This is a genomic window from Pseudomonas sp. TE50-2 (assembly GCF_040813665.1).
Lineage (GTDB): Bacteria > Pseudomonadota > Gammaproteobacteria > Pseudomonadales > Pseudomonadaceae > Aquipseudomonas > Aquipseudomonas soli.
The window spans coordinates 916,951-934,289 of the sequence record NZ_JBFNXN010000001.1 but is presented as its reverse complement, the minus strand read 5'-3'; the positions used below and the strand labels follow the sequence as shown (position 1 = coordinate 934,289).

The 17,339-nt window shown below is 66.0% G+C and carries 12 protein-coding genes and 1 pseudogene; 7 read left to right on the top strand and 6 right to left on the bottom strand.

From position 1 onward, the window contains the following. Positions 1-59: 59 nt before the first annotated feature. Complete coding sequence (locus AAHK21_RS04245; RefSeq protein WP_367856527.1) at positions 60-518, bottom strand: GNAT family N-acetyltransferase; 459 nt, start codon at positions 516-518, stop codon at positions 60-62. Positions 519-1,064: 546 nt separating this feature from the next. Between AAHK21_RS04245 and AAHK21_RS04240 the strand changes: the two genes are divergently transcribed. From AAHK21_RS04240 to AAHK21_RS04215, 6 genes are all read left to right on the top strand, one after another. Next, positions 1,065-2,774, top strand: coding sequence for a ShlB/FhaC/HecB family hemolysin secretion/activation protein (locus tag AAHK21_RS04240; protein ID WP_367856526.1), 1,710 nt, complete (start codon positions 1,065-1,067; stop codon positions 2,772-2,774). Between the two features lie 38 nt (positions 2,775-2,812). Further along, positions 2,813-7,048, top strand: a complete 4,236-nt coding sequence (locus AAHK21_RS04235) for a hemagglutinin repeat-containing protein (RefSeq protein ID WP_367856525.1) — start codon at positions 2,813-2,815, stop codon at positions 7,046-7,048. Positions 7,049-7,313: 265 nt separating this feature from the next. Beyond that, positions 7,314-8,276 (top strand): IS110 family transposase, encoded by a 963-nt coding sequence (locus AAHK21_RS04230; protein WP_367856008.1) that lies wholly within the window; start codon positions 7,314-7,316, stop codon positions 8,274-8,276. A gap of 190 nt (positions 8,277-8,466) precedes the next feature. Next, positions 8,467-8,823 (top strand): cytochrome c5 family protein, encoded by a 357-nt coding sequence (locus AAHK21_RS04225; protein WP_367856524.1) that lies wholly within the window; start codon positions 8,467-8,469, stop codon positions 8,821-8,823. Positions 8,824-8,904: 81 nt separating this feature from the next. Continuing rightward, positions 8,905-10,236 (top strand): D-arabinono-1,4-lactone oxidase, encoded by a 1,332-nt coding sequence (locus AAHK21_RS04220; protein WP_367858949.1) that lies wholly within the window; start codon positions 8,905-8,907, stop codon positions 10,234-10,236. 78 nt (positions 10,237-10,314) lie between these two features. Then, positions 10,315-11,523: a DSD1 family PLP-dependent enzyme gene (locus AAHK21_RS04215; protein ID WP_367858948.1), complete on the top strand. Its 1,209-nt coding sequence runs from the start codon at positions 10,315-10,317 to the stop codon at positions 11,521-11,523. Positions 11,524-11,696: 173 nt separating this feature from the next. On the opposite strand, the gene AAHK21_RS04210 is transcribed toward AAHK21_RS04215, so the two are convergent. Further along, positions 11,697-12,599, bottom strand: a complete 903-nt coding sequence (locus AAHK21_RS04210) for a transporter (protein ID WP_367858947.1) — start codon at positions 12,597-12,599, stop codon at positions 11,697-11,699. 277 nt (positions 12,600-12,876) lie between these two features. Here AAHK21_RS04210 and AAHK21_RS04205 point away from each other — a divergent pair, with 277 nt between their 5' ends. Continuing rightward, entirely contained in the window at positions 12,877-13,908 is a 1,032-nt protein-coding gene (locus tag AAHK21_RS04205; protein ID WP_367856523.1) for an AraC family transcriptional regulator, read from the top strand. 13 nt (positions 13,909-13,921) lie between these two features. On the opposite strand, the gene glsB is transcribed toward AAHK21_RS04205, so the two are convergent. The 4 genes and pseudogenes from glsB to AAHK21_RS04185 all read right to left on the bottom strand — a co-directional run bounded on the left by glsB (position 13,922) and on the right by AAHK21_RS04185 (position 17,257). Beyond that, a complete protein-coding gene (glsB, locus tag AAHK21_RS04200; protein WP_038705799.1) occupies positions 13,922-14,839 on the bottom strand; it encodes a glutaminase B in 918 nt (305 codons plus the stop codon). Positions 14,840-14,988: 149 nt separating this feature from the next. Further along, positions 14,989-15,495, bottom strand: coding sequence for a GNAT family N-acetyltransferase (locus AAHK21_RS04195; RefSeq protein ID WP_367858946.1), 507 nt, complete (start codon positions 15,493-15,495; stop codon positions 14,989-14,991). A 6-nt stretch (positions 15,496-15,501) separates the two neighbouring features. Beyond that, positions 15,502-16,062: pseudogene (locus AAHK21_RS04190) on the bottom strand (HD family hydrolase); the annotation flags it as partial. Positions 16,063-16,087: 25 nt separating this feature from the next. Beyond that, positions 16,088-17,257 carry a MerR family transcriptional regulator gene (locus tag AAHK21_RS04185; RefSeq protein WP_367856522.1) on the bottom strand — a complete coding sequence of 390 codons (1,170 nt, stop codon included), beginning with the start codon at positions 17,255-17,257 and terminating at the stop codon, positions 16,088-16,090. Positions 17,258-17,339: the final 82 nt, after the last annotated feature.

Below are 17,339 nucleotides of genomic sequence, written 5' to 3'. Positions count from 1 at the left end.
GACACGGATGGCCCTGGCGCGGGGCAAGCCCGCTTCTACAGAGGCCAACAGGCACGCGATCAGAGCGCGCGTGACATCAGCCAGTGCTGCTGCCCCCAGGCCTCGAAGGGTTCCAGCGGCACCCAGCCACGCTTGGCGTAGTAGGCGCTCTGGTCGTGGGTGTGCAGGTAGAGCGTGCTGACCCCGCTGCTGCGTGCATGGGCGCAGATGCCTGCGATCAGTTGTTCCGCCAGGCCTTGCCCTCGTGCTTGCGGGGTGACGAACACGCAGGCCAGCCACGGACCAAGGTCGCTGCGCCCGGGCAGGTCGTCGCTGGCCAGGGCGGCGCTGCCCAGCAGGCGGTCACCGTCGAGGGCGACCAGGCATCGCCATTGGCCGTTGCGCTGGCCTTCGGCGAACTCGCGTTGCCAGTCGGCAAGCGGCACGTCCGCGTACTCGTAGTGGAACTGTTGGTGCAGCCACTGGGCGAGGGTATCGCTGTGGGCCATGTGGTGTTCAAGCCAGTCCAGGCGGGGCATGCTGTTGTCCTTGTCGAGGGGCATTTCAGTGCGGTGGGCTGTGATGTCGCGAGCATACACCAGGCATCTAACGCGTACTCGAGTTGCAAGTAAATTCGAGGACAGTCGCTTCAATAGAGTCGAAAGTTCAGCACGAATCGTCGCCGCACGGGCCAATTATTCGGCTTAGTTTCGGCGCGTTTCACCGAAGTAGAATCCCCTTGGGTGTTTCCAAGTTGCTGTGCGCAGGCGGCATGCGACTAAAGTCCGGTGTCTCCCGCTCGTGTCTAGAAGTACCGTTGGCTCAAACAGTCGGCAAGTTTGATTGTTGGACAATCTAGCGCGTCAGTCCCTCTAGCCTCTGAAATACGGGGTGTCGGGTGACCAGTTGGTCATGCCAGGCTTCGGGTGGTAATTGGCAGTCATTAACTTTTCCGTGAGCGTTCCAGTGAATAACGCTCAACTTTCTAAAGTTATTGCACGTGTGCCGATAACTCTCGGTAACCGTGCCGGGAAGTTCCAAGTGCTGCGATTCTCGCTGTGCCTTTGCCTGCGAATGGGTGTTGTATGTCGTACCTGTCTGCTATTGATTGCCGTCGCGTATCGCTGTGTGTCGTATTGGCTTGCCTGTCCCTGGGCAACGTGCGTGCCGAGACGTTCGTGCCCGGCCAGGAAGTGTTGCGCCAACAGCAACAGCAACAACAGGACCTGCAGCAACTGCAACTGGAACAACGCCGCCGTCAACTGCAGCGCGGTGCGTTCACCGGGCCCGATACTTCCGCACAGATCCCCCAGGCCTCGGCCCCGGATACGCATTGCTGGCCGCTGGCCGGAGTGCGGGTGGGCGGCGTTACCCTGATCGACCGTGCCACCCTCGATGCGCGCATCGACCCGCTGGTGGCGGCGTGCATGGGCGTGGGGCAGATCAACCAGCTGCTGGCGAGTATCACCGCGCTGTACCTGGAAAAGGGCTATATCGCCAGCCGGCCCTACCTGAGCAGCGCGCCGGCAGCCGGGCAGTCGCTGGACATCCTGGTGGACGAGGGCTACCTGGAGGCCATCGAACTGGCCGACCAGCGCCTGCCGGTGTCCCTGGCCGGGGCCTTCCCCGGTATGCTCGGCGAGCCGCTGAACCTGCGTGACCTGGAGCAGGGCCTGGACCAGCTCAACCGCCTGCGCTCGGTCGACCTGACCGCCGACATCGCCCCCGGCAGCCAGCCGGGCGCCTCGCGGATCATCCTGCGCCCGCGCAGCGCCGGCCAGCCACGGGTGGCCGTGGGCCTGGGCCTGGACAACCTCGGCAGCGCCAGCACCGGGCGCGACCGTCGCGTGTTCAGCCTGGGCCTGGACAACCCGCTGGCACTCAACGACCTGCTCAGCCTGTCGGCCAGCGATACCCTCAACCAGGGCGATCGTTACAGCCGCAACGCCAGCCTGTACTACGCGATCCCCTATGGCTACTGGACCTTCAGCCTGTTCGCCAGCCATGCCGAGTACCGCTCGCCGGTCAAGCTCAGCACGCTGACCCTGCATAGCCGCGGCATCACCGACCAGCTCAGCCTGCGCGGCGAGCGCGTGCTGTGGCGCGACCAGCGCCATCAACTGAGCGCCAGCCTGCAACTGGCGCACAAGGATGTCGACAGCGAGTTCGCCAAGGTGCGCCTGGACGTGCAGAGCCCGACGCTGACCGTGGCCGAGGCCGGGCTGAACCTGTTCTGGCTCGACCACGCGGTGTGGAACCTCGACCTCAACTATGCCCAGGGGCTGCATTGGTTCGGTGCCGACGACGATGCCGATCGCCCGGTGCCCGACCTGCCCAGGGCGCAGTTCCACAAGTACCGCGCCGGGCTCAGCCAGTGGCGCAATGGCCAGCTGCTGGGCCAGGCCTGGCAGTGGCAGAGCCAGCTCAACCTGCAGTACAGCCCCGACCCGCTGCCGGCCATCGAGCAGTTGCTCGGCACCGACGATTCGGCCGTGCGCGGCTACCGCATCAGCAGCCTGTCCGGCGCCAGTGGGGCGGTATGGCGCAACACCCTGCGCCTGCCGTTGCGGGCGCAGGGGCTGTTGAGCGTCACCCCACGGCTGGGCCTGGACCACGGCTGGATCAAGGCCGACCACGGTGCCGCCAGCCAGCGCCTGAGCGGCGCGAGCCTGGGCGTGAACCTGGGCTGGAAGGCGCTGCAACTGGACATCGACTACCAGCGCAGCCTCAACACGCCCCGCGGTTACCAGCGCGAGCCCGAAGTCTGGCTGTTGCGGGCCGCCGTGCAGATTTGAGCGCACCGATTCAGCAGTACCTACATGGAGAGTGACCTATGCCCAAGACCCCCTTTACCTTCAATTTGTCCCCGCAAGGCAAGCTGCGCTGGGCGATCGCCAGCCTGCTGCTGGCCACCAGCCTGCCCCAGGCGCTGGCCGGCGGCGTAGTGGTCGCCCCCGGGCCCGGGGGCACGGCGCAACTGCAGACCCAGGGCGGCGTGCCCATCGTCAATATCGTCGCCCCCAACGGCGCGGGCCTGTCGCATAACCAGTTCCTCGACTACAACGTCGACCGCCAGGGCCTGGTACTGAACAACGCCCTGCAGGCCGGGCACTCGCAGCTGGCCGGCGAGCTGGCGGCCAACCCGCAGTTCCAGGGCCAGGCGGCGAGCGTGATCCTCAATGAAGTGGTCAGCCGCAATGCCTCCGCCATAAATGGCGCCCAGGAAATCTTCGGCCGTGCCGCCGACTATGTGCTGGCCAACCCCAACGGCATCTCGGTCAACGGCGCCAGCTTCATCAACGCGCCCAACGCGAGCCTGGTGGTGGGCCGCCCCGAGCTGGACGCGGGCCGGCTCAAGGCCCTGGGCACCCAGGACGCCAGCGGCCAGTTGCAGGTGCAGGGCGCCGGCCTGCGCAACGACGGCGGTTCGGTCAACCTGATCGCCCCGCGCATCGACAGCCAGGGCCGCCTGGATGCCCGGGACCAGCTCAACCTCACCGTGGGCCGCAACCAGGTGGATTACGCCAGCGGCCAGGTCAAGGTGCTTGACGGTGGCGCGGCCAGCGGCGAGCAGCGTATCGACGCCAGCCTGTTCGGCGCGATGCAGGCCGGGCGCATCAATATCGTCAGCACCGCACAGGGTGCCGGGGTGCGGGTCGGGCCGGGGCAGATCGAAGGCCGCGACGGCGTGCGCATCGACTCGGCGGGTGACCTGAACATCAGCGGCGCCGCCGTGGCCGACTCGCTGCAAGCGACCCGCGCGGGCGTGCGCAGCAGCCAGGGCGATGTGCAACTGCGTGGTGCCCAGGACCTGACTCTGGCCGCCGCCGACGTGGCCGGGCGCGACGTCAAGCTCGACGCCGGGCGCAACCTCACCCTGAGCACCGTGCAAAGCCGCAAGCTCCAGGAAAAACGCGAGAACTGGCGCAGCGGTGCACTGGGCATCGATTGGGAAACCTACCAGCGTACCCAGATCGACAGCGATACCCGCGAGCATGGGGTGCAGGTCGTGGCCCAGCGTGATGCTCGGGCGAATGCCGGCCAGGATCTCACCGCCAATGCCGCCAGCATCGAGGCGCCCGGCCAACTGAGCCTGAACAGCGGTGGCGACCTGCGCCTGACCGCTGCCACCGAACGCCAGGTCAACAGCGACCAGGGCAAGCACACCAAGGGCTTCTGGAAGGCCGACTGGGACAACCGCAGCGAAACCCAGCGCAGCGTCACCAGCCAGCTCAAGGGCGGCGATATCGAACTGCGGGCCAAGGCTTCGGTGCTGGCCGAAGGTGCCCAGCTGACCAGCGGCCAGGACATCCGCATCGCCGGCAAGCAGGTGCAGATCAGCAACGCCTCGCGCACCGACCAGCGCGACAGCCAGAACCAGCAGAGCAAGTTCTTCGGCGTCAGCCACAACGAAGCCAAGCAGAACAGCCGGGAAAGCACCGCCGTGCGCAGCGAGCTGGTGGCCGGTGGCAGTGTCGGCCTGAACAGCGCCGAAAGCATCGAGGTGGTCGGCTCTACGGTCAAGGCCACCGGCGCGTTGAACGCCGACGCGGCGGGCGACCTGAAGGTCGCCTCGGCCCAGGATACCCGTGAGCACGGCAGCGCCAGCAGCAGCCGTGGTTTCGTGGCCTCGGCCAAGGAGACCGCGCCGGGCTCGGGGCAGTATCGCGCCGGCGTCGGCTATGCGAGCGATCGCCAGAGCGCCACTGGCAGCCAGGTCAGCCAGCAGGGTTCCAGCCTCAGCGGCAGCGAGGTTCAGCTGACCGCCGGCGCTGACCTGACCGTCAAGGGCGCAGCGGTAAAGTCCACCGCAGGCGATACCACCCTGACCGGCAAGCAGGTGTCCTTGCTGGCTGAGCAGGACAGCCGCAGCGAGTCCCGCGACAGCAGCCACACCGAGGGTGGTGTCTACCTCACCGCCGGCCTCGACCGTGCCGGCGCCGGGGTCGACTTCGCCCATGGTACCCAGCAGGACACCTCGAGCAGCAGCACTGCCAAGACCACCGGCATCGACAGCGCCGGCAGCTTGACCATCAAGGCCGACACCCTGGCCAGCGAAGGCGCGCAGGTCAACAGCGCCGGCACCCTGAGCGTCAGCGCCAACCAGGTGGACAACCGCGCGGCTCGCGACACCAGCAGCAGCAGCCACCAGCAGAGCAACTGGACGGCGGATGTCGGTGTCAATGTCGAGTACAAGGACATCGCCCGGCCGATCGCCGGGGTGGTCAAGGATGTGGTGGACGGCAAGGTGTCGGTGAAGGACGCGCTCGACGGCAAGTTGCCGCTGGGCGATGTCAAGGACGTGCTTGCCGGCAAGACCTCGCTGAGCGATGCCCTGGGCAAGCTCGGCACGCCGAACCTGGGCGTCGACCTGGCCGTGGGCCATGCCAGCCAGCAGCAGGGCGAGCAGACCGGCACCGCGGTGGTCAGCCAGTTCAACGGCCAGGGCGTCCTGCTGGACGTGGCCGGTGCACTGAAGGATCAGGGCACCCAGTACAACGCCAACGGCGGCGCGCTGAACGTCAAGGCTGGCACGTTGCAGGCCGACGCGGCCAGCAACACCCACAGCCGCAGCGAGCAGCAGGTGAATGCCGATGTATCCGCCCGGGTCTACACCAAGACCGGCGAGGACCTGAATGTGACCGCCAGTGGTTCGGGGGGGAGCAAGAGCCTGGCCGAAGACCGTTCCACTGCCGTGGTCGGCACCTTCAGTGGCAATCAGGGCCTGAACATCCAGGTCGGCGGCGATGCCCGCTTCGAAGGCAGCCGCCTCGACGGTGGCCAGGGCGCGGTGGCCGTCAACACTGGCGGCAAGCTGGCCCTGGAGCAGGCCAGCAACCATGAGCGTCGCGACACCAGCAGCCTCGGTGGCAGCGCTTCGCTGACCGTGGGCACCTTGCCGGTGGGTGACAAGGTCGACCTGGGCGCAGGGTTGCAACTCGATCATGCCGGCGAACACAGTGCCGACAGCAAGGCCCAGGTGGCGAGCATCAGCGGCAGCGGCCCGGTGCGGCTGGGCAGCGCTGGCGACCAGACCTTGCAAGGTACGCGCATCGACGCGGCGGGCCCGGTCGAACTCAAGGCCGGTGGCGCTCTCGACCTGCAGGCCGCCAGCGACACCCGGACCGTCAGCGGCAGCCACCTGGGCGGCGGCCTCAATCTCGGCGGCAAGGCAGCCACCGGTGAGCAGGGCCGCGACCTGAGCGGCAAGCTGGGCGGCAACTTCAATGTGGGCCAGACCAACGAACGCTCGCAGACCCTGAGCGGCGGCCAGCTGACCAGCCGCGCCAATGTGGACCTGGCCGGCCAGTCGGTGCATCTGCAGGGCACGCAGGTCGCAGCTAGGGGCGTCAACGTCGGCGCAGGCGAGGGTGGCTTGGCGCTGGAGTCGGCGCAGTCCACCCAGAGCCGCAACAACTGGGGCGTCGAGCTGAAGGCCGGCGGCAACCTGAGCCGCAATACCCCGGCCGACGCCGACAAGCAGGCCACTGCGTCCCATGATTTCGACCTCGGCGGCAAGGTGCACGTGGATCATCTGCAGGGCACCACCCAGGAGAACAGCCGGATCGCCGCCGACACGGTGGCGTTGAACAGCACGGGCGCGGCGCAACTGAGCGGCGCGCGTGTCGAAGGCCAGCACATCGGCGGCAAGCTCGACGGCGGGCTCAGCATCCAGGAGCGTCAGGACACCACCACCTCGGTGCGTCTTGACCTGGGCGCCGGCCTTGTCGGCAAGCCGGGCGAGGCCAAGGAGGGCGAAGCCAAGCCCGCCTTCGGCTACACGCCGTCGTTCAGTGCCCAGGGCGAGTTCGTGCGCAAGGCCGGGGTCCAGGAAACGTCGCAGATCGCGGCGCAGCGCGAGCTGGGGCTGCAGGTCAAGGGCGTGGAGCAGGGCGGGAACACGGTCGGGGCCGAGGTGAAACCGCTCGGTTACCAGGTCAAGGCCACCCTCGACCTGCCCAAGCTGCCTGAAGCCGGCCTGCCCAGCGTGTCGCTGGATGATGGCAAGCTGAAGGTCGGGCCGGTGACGGTCGAAGGTCAGCTTGACGGCCTGACCAACAAGGGCTGACGGGGCACGCCTCGTGCCCCCAAGCCTGAAGAGAGACTACGTGGGAGCGGGCTAGCCCGCTTGTATGGTTAGACTTGAAGGGGTGGTGGGACTAAATGCCCGATTCTGACTGTTCGCATCAGTACAGACCGTGGGAGACATCGCCCCACCCCTTCCACCAAAGCGCCGATAAAGAATGCATCGTTTGCAAGCGACGATAGAAGCAAGCCAGCGCCTCTTGGTGAAACCCCTTCAAGCCAAAAAACCATAACGTGAGGAAGCGCCCATGGCAATGCAGGTTGGCAAGCTGATCGTGGGTGCGGATGTCGCGAAAGCTGAACTGGTGATTCATCACGATGATCGCGATGAGGTCATCAGGCTGAAAAACGCCAAACTCGAAATCAAAAGATGGCTGAAACAGCAGCCTCTCAACACGGCTATTGCTGTTGAGGCGACTAATGTTTATCACCTCGATCTGGTTGAACTGGCTCACAGCCTAGGCTTCGAGGTGTATGTCATTGATGGGTTCCAGCTGAGCAACTACCGGAAAAGCGTGGGTGGACGAGTGAAAACGGATCCTTCTGATGCTCGGCTGCTGTCCCGGTTTTTGAAAAACGAGGGGGAAGACCTTCGCCCTTGGACTCCTCCTCCCGCCGTCTACGGCAAGCTACAGAGCCTTCTTCGACGCAGATCGGCCTTGGTGACTGCTCGCACTGCAATGATGCAGAGCTGGGCTAATGAAGCCTTGTTGAAAGTCGCCTTCAAAACCTTTGTAAAATCCATAGACAGGCTGGATCTACTGATCCAAAAAAAGATTAAGGAAGTGCTGCGAGAAGCTGGCCTGCACGAACAAGTTGCCCGCTGCCAAGCGATAGAGGGCATTGGTTTTCTCACCGCTACGGCATTGGTGATGGCCTTTATGCGGGGCGAGTTCAAAAGCAGTGACTCGTACATTGCATTCCTGGGAATGGATCTACGAGTCAGTGATTCAGGACAGAAAAATGGACGCCGCCGCCTGACGAAAAGAGGCTGCTCGGAGATCAGGCGTCTATTGCATAACGCCGCCATGGCGGCGAGCCGATCGGCTGCTTGGAAAGACGTCTACGAACAATATCGGAAAGCGGGTAAAGCAACGACACAGGCGCTGGTAATCCTGGCTAGAAAGCTTGCACGAGTGGCATTCGCCCTGATGAAAAACCAGGACGAATATGTCACTAAAGGCGGAAAACTGGCTTGCTGCAAACCATAGAATCTCCCACGTAGCGCTCGTCATCTTCTGCTCCCTGCAAGCGGGCCAGTCCCGCCTTGCAGGATTGTCCGATCCCACCCCCCTTGCTGGCCGCCAATGCCCTGAACCGCCAGCCTGTTCCCGCCTTACTGTTGCCCCTACCCACCACAAGAAAACGCCGTGCCCAGGCACGGTAGAAGAGGGGAGCACCATGCCGCTTTTTCCACCGCTGCTGCGCGCAGCCGCCCTGACCACCCTGGCATTGCTGCTCGGCGGTTGCCGGGACGACAGCAAACCCGCCGCCACCCAGGCCGCCCCCACCGACCCGGCGTTGGCCGCGCTCTATGCCAGCACCTGCAAGACCTGCCACGCCAACCCGGCTTCCGGTGCCCCCCTGGCCGGCGACACGGCGGCCTGGGCGCCACGTCTTGCCCAGGGCACGGATCGCCTGCTCGACCACAGCATCAACGGCTACCAGGGCATGCCACCCATGGGCCTGTGCATGCAGTGCTCCGAGGCACAGTTCCTGGCCCTGATCGGCTACATGGCCGGCCAGACCCTTCACTGAACGCAAGGTATCCCCATGGCGATCCACCTCTCTCGACGCCGCTGGCTGCAACAGGCGGGCGCGGCCTGCGCCTTGCTGGCGCTGTCCGGCAACCCGGCGCTGGCGCAGCTGTTGCGCGCGCCACGGCTGATTCCCTGGCGCAACTGGTCCGGCGCGCAGAGCTGCCTGCCCGAGGCGCGGCTGGCGCCGCAGAGTCTGGACGAGCTGGTCCAGGTCATCGGCCAGGCCACCGGCAAAGTGCGCCCGGTCGGCTCGGCGCATTCCTTCAGTGCCCTGGTGCCAACCGACGGCACCCTGGTGTCGCTCGGTCACTTCAGCGGCCTGCTCGATCACGACCCCGCCACGCTGCAGGCCGAGTTCGCCGCCGGCACGCCGATGGCGTCGATGGGCGCGGCGCTCAAGGCGGTCGGCCAGGCACTGCCGAACATGGCCGACATCGATTACCAGACCCTGGCTGGTGCGATCGCCACCTCGACCCATGGCACCGGCGTCGGCTTCGGTTCGTATTCTTCACGGGTCAGCGGCCTGCAACTGGTCACGGCCAGCGGTGAAGTGCTCGACTGCGACAGCCGCCGGCACCCTGAAGTGTTCGCCGCGGCGCGGGTGTCCCTCGGCGCATTGGGTGTGGCCACGCGCATCCGCCTGCAGAACCGCGAGGCCTTCCGCTTGCGCGAGCGGCAGTGGATCGCCCGTACCGACGAATTGCTGGAGGAGGTGGAAAAGAACACCCGCGAAAACCAGCACTGGGAAATGCTGGTGATCACCCACTCCGACTACGCGCTGTCCATCGCCCTCAACGAAACCGAGGATGCACCGACCGCCGCCCGGGACCCGGCGAGTGAAGGCGGCAATGAGTTCGTCAGCCTGATCGAGAAGCTCGACAAGTACGGCAGTGACTTTCCCGCCGCGCGGCGGGCGTTGCTCAACAGCCTGCGGCATGTCGCCAGCTTCGACGAGCGGGTCGATGACTCGTACGCGATCTTCGCCAACGTGCGCAACGTGCGCTTCAACGAGATGGAGTACTCGGTGCCCGCCGAGCAGGGGCCGGCATGCCTGCGGGAGATCCTCGCGCTGATTCGCGAGCGCGACCTGCGCACCTGGTTCCCCATCGAGTACCGCTACGTCAAGGCCGACGATATCCCGCTGAGCATGTTCGAAGGGCGCGACAGCTGCTCGATCTCGGTGCACCAGCACTACAGCATGGACCACCACAACTTCTTCGCCGCCATCGAGCCGATCTTCTGGAAGTACGCCGGGCGCCCGCACTGGGGCAAGCTGCACACCCTCAATGCGCGCACCCTGCAACCGTTGTATCCGCGCTGGAAGGAGTTTACCGAGGTGCGCCAGGCGCTGGACCCGACCGGCAAGTTCCTCAATGCCCACCTGGCCTCGATCCTGGGCGTGGCCCACTAGGAGGTGTAGATGAACAGACGCAGATTCCTGGTCGGCGCCGCCGGTGCCGGCGTGCTGCTGGCCGCCGCCGGCGCCTGGCTGCGCCCCGGCGCACAGGGCGCGCCGCACAGCGACTATTTCGCCAGGCTGCAGCGCGAACTGCGCGAGCACGGGCCGATGCGCCCGGTGATGCTGATCGACCTCGACCGCCTGGACCACAACATCGACGTGGTGACCCAGTCGGTGCGCCGCGCCGGCAAGCACCTGCGCCTGGTGGAAAAGTCGCTGCCTTCGCCGCAGTTGCTCGACTACATCGCACGGCGCGCCGGCACCGGCCGTTTGATGTCCTTCCACCAGCCGTTCCTCAACCATGACGCCGTGCGCTTTGCCGATGCCGACATCCTGCTCGGCAAACCGTTGCCGGTGCGTTCGGCGCAGTTGTTCTACGAAGCGCACCGCGGCGCTTTCGATCCGGCCAGGCAACTGCAATGGCTGCTCGACACCCCCGAGCGCCTGCAACAGTACCTGGCACTGGCCCAGGGGCTGGGCACACGGCTGCGGATCAATATCGAGCTGGATGTCGGCCTGCACCGTGGCGGGGTAAAGGATGTGGCGGAGCTGGAGCGGATGCTCGCCATCATCGCCGCCAACCCCCGGCACCTGACCTTCGCCGGCTTCATGGGCTACGACCCCTTTGTCGGCATGGGTGTGCCGGGCATCCTGGGTTCACCCGAGGCGCTGTTCGCCAAGGTCATGGGCGCGTACGACGGTTTCGTCGAGCATGCCCGTAGCCGCTATCCCGGGCTGTGGCGCACGGACTTGACGCTCAACACTGCCGGCAGCCCGAGCTATCGCATGCACGAGCACGAGCGCACCAGCAGCGAGGTGTCGGTGGGCTCGGCATTGCTCAAACCCAGCCACTATGACCTGCCGTCGCTGCAGGACCACATGCCTGCGGCCTACATCGCCACGCCGGTGATCAAGCGCACGGGGGCGGTGCAGATCCCGGCGCTGGACGGCAAGTCGGCGTTGTTCGCCTGGTGGGACCCGAATCAGCGCGAGACCTTCTTCATCTACGGCGGCAACTGGCTGGCCGAGCCGGAGTCGCCCCGGGGCCTGCGTTTCAACGGCCTGTACGGGCGCAGTTCCAACCAGGAAATGCTCAATGGCTCGGCAGCGGTCGGGCTGCAGGTCGACGACCAGGTGTTCCTGCGACCGACCCAGTCCGAGGCGATCCTGCTGCAGTTCGGCGACCTGCTGGCGGTGCGCGACGGACGGATTGTCGAGAGGTGGCCGGTGTATGCGTGAGTTGTCGGGCACCGGCGTTGCCGGCTCCCACACCGACCGCGCGGCCCTCAAGCCAAGCGTCGTCCTTGTGGGAGCTGGCTTGCCAGCGATGAGGCCCTTACAAACAACACAAGACCGTCGCTCCCACAGGGTCACGTTCAATAAAGGGTCATTGATAGCTTCAGAAGCGAGCATCACAAACTGAACGGCAAGCTCAGCTTGACCCACAGCATCTCGCCCTCCGGCCTGTTCCGCACCGAGAACTCCTTGGCCCAGCGCGCCTCGATGCTGGCGTACTCGAGGAAGGTGTAATGCAGCGCCGGGCCGATGGCGAACACCTGGCCACGCACACCGTCATCGACATCCTCGCCCATGAAACTCACGGTTCGGCCGAACTGCTTGTCGTCGGTGGTCTGCTTCACGTAGTAGCCATTGACCCCCAGGCGCAGGTTGTCGGTCACCCGGTAGCTGGCTGAATAGTCGAAATGGAACAGCTGGCCCGAGCGGTAGTCGGTGTCGTGATTCTCTTCATTGAAGCTGTAGGTAGCCTTGACCGACAGCTCGCTGCGTTCGCTGGGCAGCCAGGTCGCCGACAACAGAGGCTTGTAGGTGTAGAAGTTGTTGCTGGTGTTGGCCAGGCGCGTGGCTTCGTAATCCCCGGTGGGCAGGGTGATCTCCAGCGCCGCGCCCAGGGTCAGGCGTGGGCCGAGGTCCCAGAGGATGATGGGTGCGACCGTAACGTCGCCCTGGCTTTCGTGGCGGCTGCGCTGGCCGAACATCGCCACTTGCTGGCGCATGTAGGGCTGCGCCACGTAGCCGCCGAGCCGACCGCCGAACACGCGCAGCGGGCTGAGATAGTCCAGCCGCGGGATGATCGCGTCGGAGGTGATCTTCACCTGCGGGACCTTGCCACCGAGCGAACTGATATCCAGCTCCCGCGCCTGGTAGTGGTTGTAGTACAGGTTGAAAGCAAACATGTGCTCCGGCAGTTGATCGACGTTCAGCGGCAGGACGAAGAAACCGTCGGTGCCGGGGCCGATGTTGTCGACACCGTTCTCGGTGGCGTGGGCCGAGAGTGCGAGGCTGGCGCTGAGCATGCAGGCGGCTGCCGGGGGCAGCCAGGGGCGGCGGGTCGGGGTCATGGTCGGGCTCGTTCTTGTTGTTGTGGGCGAGCGGCGTCGGCCGCCCTATACAAATAAGCGCTGGCCGCCCGGGGATGCAGGGCCGTACCGGCCAGGCAGGGGGGCTTTGCCGGACACTCTGCAATATTTTGTTACTCTCGCCGCCAGGGCCTTCCCCTGCGCGATATGATGACGGCGCCGAGCGCAGCCCCGACAACAAGAATCCAGGCGTCTCGGTTCGGGAGTCGTCGCCATGCCCCATACCCCCCTCGACCCGCAGCTGGACCAGGCGCTGGCCTCGCCTTTCATGTTGCAGACGCTGATCCAGCTCGCCAGCGACCGTGGCCTTGACGGCGAGCGGCTGTGTCGCGGCCTGGGCTTCACCCCCGGCGAGCTGCAGGACCCGGCCCAGCGCATCGCCTGCCGCCAGGCGGTGACGCTGATCCGTCGCACCCTGGAGGCGCTGCCTGGTCAGGGGCTGGGGTTATGGGTCGGGCATCGCAACGTGCTGGGTACCCTGGGCCTGCTGGGGCATGTGCTGTCGCTGTGCCGGACCCTGCGCGATGCCTTCGAGGTGGGCGCGCGCTACCAGCACACCAGCGGCGGCATCGCGGTATACAGCCTGCATGAGGGCGAGCGGGAGACCTTCGTCGAGGTCGAATGCCGGTTGCCCTATGCCGATATCCAGGTGTTCGCGGTGGAAGAGTTCTTCGCCAGCCTGATGGTCTACAGCCGGGCGCTGATCGGCACCGGCTTCGCGCCGCTGCGCTTCGAGTTCACCCATGCCGCGCCGGCCTACCTGGAGGCCTACGCTTGCCTGTTGGGCCCTGAGGTGGCGTTCGGTTGCCTGCACAACCGCATGGTGATCGCCAGCCACTGGCTGGACCAGCCCTTGCCAGGCCATCAACCCGTGGCCTTGCGCCAGGCACTCACCCTGCTGGAGATGGAATGCGCGCCGCTGCAGCAAAAGGCCAGCCTGCTGCAGACCGTGGAGCGCGCCATCGCCCGCGACCTGCCCCAGGGCTGCCGTATCGATAGCGTCGCCGCTGACCTGAACATGAGCAGCCGCACCCTGCGCCGGCATCTGAACGAGCACGGCATGACCTTTGACGGCTTGCAGGAGCAGGTGCGCCAGGCGCGGGCGATGAGCCTGCTGGGCAACCCGCGGATGGCCATCGAGCGCATCGCCGAGACGCTGGGCTACAGCGATGTGCGCGGTTTTCGCCGGGCGTTCAAGCGCTGGACCGGGCTGAGCCCGTCGGCCTGGCGCGAAAGCCCTCCTTAGGCGACGACTTCGCTCAGACCGCCGAAAACACCGACCCGGTAATCCGCTCGCTCAACAGCTCCAGAACGCGCAACCCCGCCAGCGAGTTGCCCGAGGCGTTCAGCGCCGGCGACCACACGCAGATGCTGTAGCGCCCCGGCACCACCGCGACGATGCCGCCGCCCACGCCGCTCTTGCCCGGCAGGCCGACCCGGTAGGCGAAATTGCCGGCCTCGTCATACAGCCCGCTGGTGGCCATGATCGCGTTCACCTGCTGTGCCTGACGTGGGCTGAGCACTTGTTCACCGCTGTGCGGGCAGTAGCCGCTGTTGGCCAGGAAGGCGAAGCCACGGGCCACGTCGGCGCAGCTCATCGACAGCGCGCAGTGGTGGAAGTAGCTGCGCAGCACTGCGTCGACATCGTTGTGGAAGTTGCCGAAGGCCTGCATCAGGTAGGCCATGGCCGCATTGCGCGCGCGGTGCTGGTACTCCGACTCGGCCACCACCGTGTCGCTGACGATACGCGGGTTGGCCGCCAGGCGGCGGACGAAGTCGCGCATCGACAGGGTAGGCGTGGCATAGCGCGACTGGTTGATGTCGCAGATCACCAGCGCCCCGGCATTGATGAACGGGTTGCGCGGGCGGCCCTTTTCCACCTCCAGCTGCACCAGCGAGTTGAACGCCTGCCCCGAAGGCTCGTAGCCCAGCCGCGACCAGATGTCCTCGCCGCTGTGATTGATCGCCTGCACCAGGCTGAACACCTTGGAGATGCTCTGGATCGAGAACGGCGTGCGCGCATCCCCGGCGCAGTGCAGCTGGCCGTCCAGGCTCTGTACGGCGATGCCCAGCTGGTTGGGGTCGACCTGGGCGAGGGCGGGAATGTACTGCGCCACCTGGCCCTGGACGAGCAGGGGGCGGACGTGGTCGAGGATCTCTTGCAGGAGTGCTTGCATCGGAAAACCTGGTGCGGAGGAAAGACGCGGTCGAAGACGTTCAGGTAGACGATGGTCGCTGGCTGCGGAGCACATCTGCCCGCGTCGACTCTTGTGATGATGCGTAACCTGCAGGCGCAGGCTTGCCCCGCGCCTGCAGCGACCGCGCTTTACGCGTTGGAGGTTGCCTCGAACGCCGTGGCGTACTGCACACTGCCCTGCGGCACATCACCGCTGAAGGCCAGGGCCTGGAAGTACTCGGCAGGCACCCCCGGCAAGGTCAAGCCCGGCTGGGCCTTGAAGCCGAAGCGGGCATAGTAGCGCGGGTCGCCCAGCACCACGCAGCCCTGGCCGCCCAGCCCATGCAGCCGGGCCAGCGCGGCATTGATCAGCGCCGAGCCGATGCCTTGCCCCTGGCGCGCCGGCGACACCGACACCGGCCCGAGGCCGAACCAGCCGCTGGCGCCCGACGTCAGGGTGACCGGGGAAATCGCCACATGGCCGACGACAGCGCCGGCTTCCACGGCCACCAGCGAGACAGTGAGCTGCCCCGCCCGACGCAGCGCCGTGACGATGAACTGTTCGGTGTGGCTGCTGTGCTCGGCGTTGGCGAAGGCGGCTTCGGTCAGTTGGCCGATGGCATCGATGTCTTCGGGGCGTTCGTCGCGCAGGGCGATGCCATTGTCCAGGTGCCTGCGCGTGTCGGCGTCGATCAGGCCGCGCAGGGCCTCGAACAGCGGTGTGGCGGCGGTGTAGCGCTTGCCGTAGTTGAGGTTGAAGGCGTAGTCGAATCCCGGTGGGTTGCGGCCCTGGTTGTGCTGCAGCAGGGTCTCCAGCTTGTCGAGGGCCTTGACCGCCTGGGCTTCGGCGGACGTCGCGGCTTCATAGTCTTCCCACAGCCCCATGATCTCCTCGCGCAGGGGCGCATCCAGGCTCGCCATCAGTTGCAGCAGGTCATCGCGTTCCTGCTGGCTCTTGTCGGGGAAACCCTGCTTGCTGACGGCGGGCACGTCGCCGCTGATGGCCTCGCCGAGGTCGTGGACCAGGCACATCTTCAGGACCTTGAGCAGGTCGAGGTCGCCCAGTTCGTCGGCGAAGGTGATGGCCATCAGGCACAGCCGCCAGGTGTGCTCGGCGGTGCTTTCGGCACGGCCGCTGGAGGTATGGGCGCTGCGCAGCACGCTCTTGAGTTGTTCGGCTTGGCGCAGGAAGTCCAGGCGGTTCTGCAGTTTTTCGATGTTCATGGTGACTCCATGTCCTGGGGCGGGTTCAGCGTGTCTGCATGATGAACAGATGATACCCGTACTCGCCCAGGTGGTTTTGATGGATCTCGAGTTCGCGCCGGATGTCGGCCAGGGCCTGGGAGGCGAACGTGTCGTTTGCCAGGGCGGCCACGCGTTCGCGCAGCGGCTCCAGATAGTTGGCCCAGGCCTGCGCGCTCAGAGGGAAGTGCAGCAGGCAGCGATAGCCTTGGCGGGTGATGGCGGCCAGGCGGGTGTCGACGCTTTGCAGGTCCGGGTAGGCGGCTTGCCAGAAGGCCTCGGCCGTTGGCGCTAGCCTGTCGGCCACTCGCACCAGGTCGCTGACCACCAGGCAACCCTGGGGCTCGATGAAGGTGCGCCAGTACGCCAGGGCGTTGTCGAAGCCCATGATGTAGGCGCAGCCCTCGGCCCAGATCGTGTCGAAGCGCTGGGGGGCGAATGGCAGGTGGGTCATGCTTGCGCACAGCGGCGTGACGCGCTCCTGCAGGCCTCTGGCGGTCAGGGTTTCCCGCAGGCAGCCGAGGCTGTGTTCGTCGTTGTCCAGCGCGGTGATCTGCGCCGCACTATGTTCGGCCAACAGCACGCTGGTGGCGCCACGGCCGCAGCCGATGTCCAGCAATGTCGCGGGCGGGCGGGGCAGGGCGCGCAACGCTTTCAGCGAATCCTGCGCCGAGCCTGGCCCAAGGTGCTTCAGGCCTTCGACAATGCGTTCGAAGTCGGCCATGTAGTGTTCGTGCTGGTTCATGTCGCGCGATAGCCATTTCAGGCGCAGGGCCTGTTTTTCACTGAAACCTTGCCTGCGCAACCACGCCAGGTGGGCGCCGGGCGCCTGCTGCTCGAGGGCCTGGTGCCAGGGGCGCATGGACGACAACCCAAGCATGGCCGCGAGCAGTTCACGCGAGCGCTGGCGGGCGGCGATCTCCTCGTCGAGGCTGCGCAGGCGTTCGAGCAGGGCCGGCCGGTCGAGTCGCGCCTCCAGACACGCCTGGCACTCCTTCAGGCTCAGGCCGCCGGCCTGCAGCTGTTGCAACAGGCGCAACTGCTGCAGGTCCTGCTCATGGTAGAGGCGATAACCATTGGCCTGGCGCCGTGAGGTGACCAGCCCGAGTTTTTCGTAGTAGAGCAGCGTGGAGCGGCTGAGTCCCACCTTCGCCGCCAGTTCGGAAATGCGATACACCTGTCTTCCCCTCATGCAATGGGGCGATGATGAACCCTGAAGTTATAGACAGGTAAAGCGAATTTCCACAGAGGGTATCCTG

Excerpts from the sequence above, each read along its gene's own strand:
- AAHK21_RS04240 (WP_367856526.1), top strand. The coding sequence starts at position 1,065 with ATGTCGTACCTGTCTGCTATTGATTGCCGTCGCGTATCGCTGTGTGTC.
- glsB (WP_038705799.1), bottom strand. The coding sequence starts at position 14,839 with ATGCAAGCACTCCTGCAAGAGATCCTCGACCACGTCCGCCCCCTGCTC.
- AAHK21_RS04230 (WP_367856008.1), top strand. The coding sequence starts at position 7,314 with ATGGCAATGCAGGTTGGCAAGCTGATCGTGGGTGCGGATGTCGCGAAA.
- AAHK21_RS04245 (WP_367856527.1), bottom strand. The coding sequence starts at position 518 with ATGCCCCGCCTGGACTGGCTTGAACACCACATGGCCCACAGCGATACC.
- AAHK21_RS04225 (WP_367856524.1), top strand. The coding sequence starts at position 8,467 with ATGCCGCTTTTTCCACCGCTGCTGCGCGCAGCCGCCCTGACCACCCTG.
- AAHK21_RS04235 (WP_367856525.1), top strand. The coding sequence starts at position 2,813 with ATGCCCAAGACCCCCTTTACCTTCAATTTGTCCCCGCAAGGCAAGCTG.
- AAHK21_RS04210 (WP_367858947.1), bottom strand. The coding sequence starts at position 12,599 with ATGCTCAGCGCCAGCCTCGCACTCTCGGCCCACGCCACCGAGAACGGT.
- AAHK21_RS04205 (WP_367856523.1), top strand. The coding sequence starts at position 12,877 with ATGCCCCATACCCCCCTCGACCCGCAGCTGGACCAGGCGCTGGCCTCG.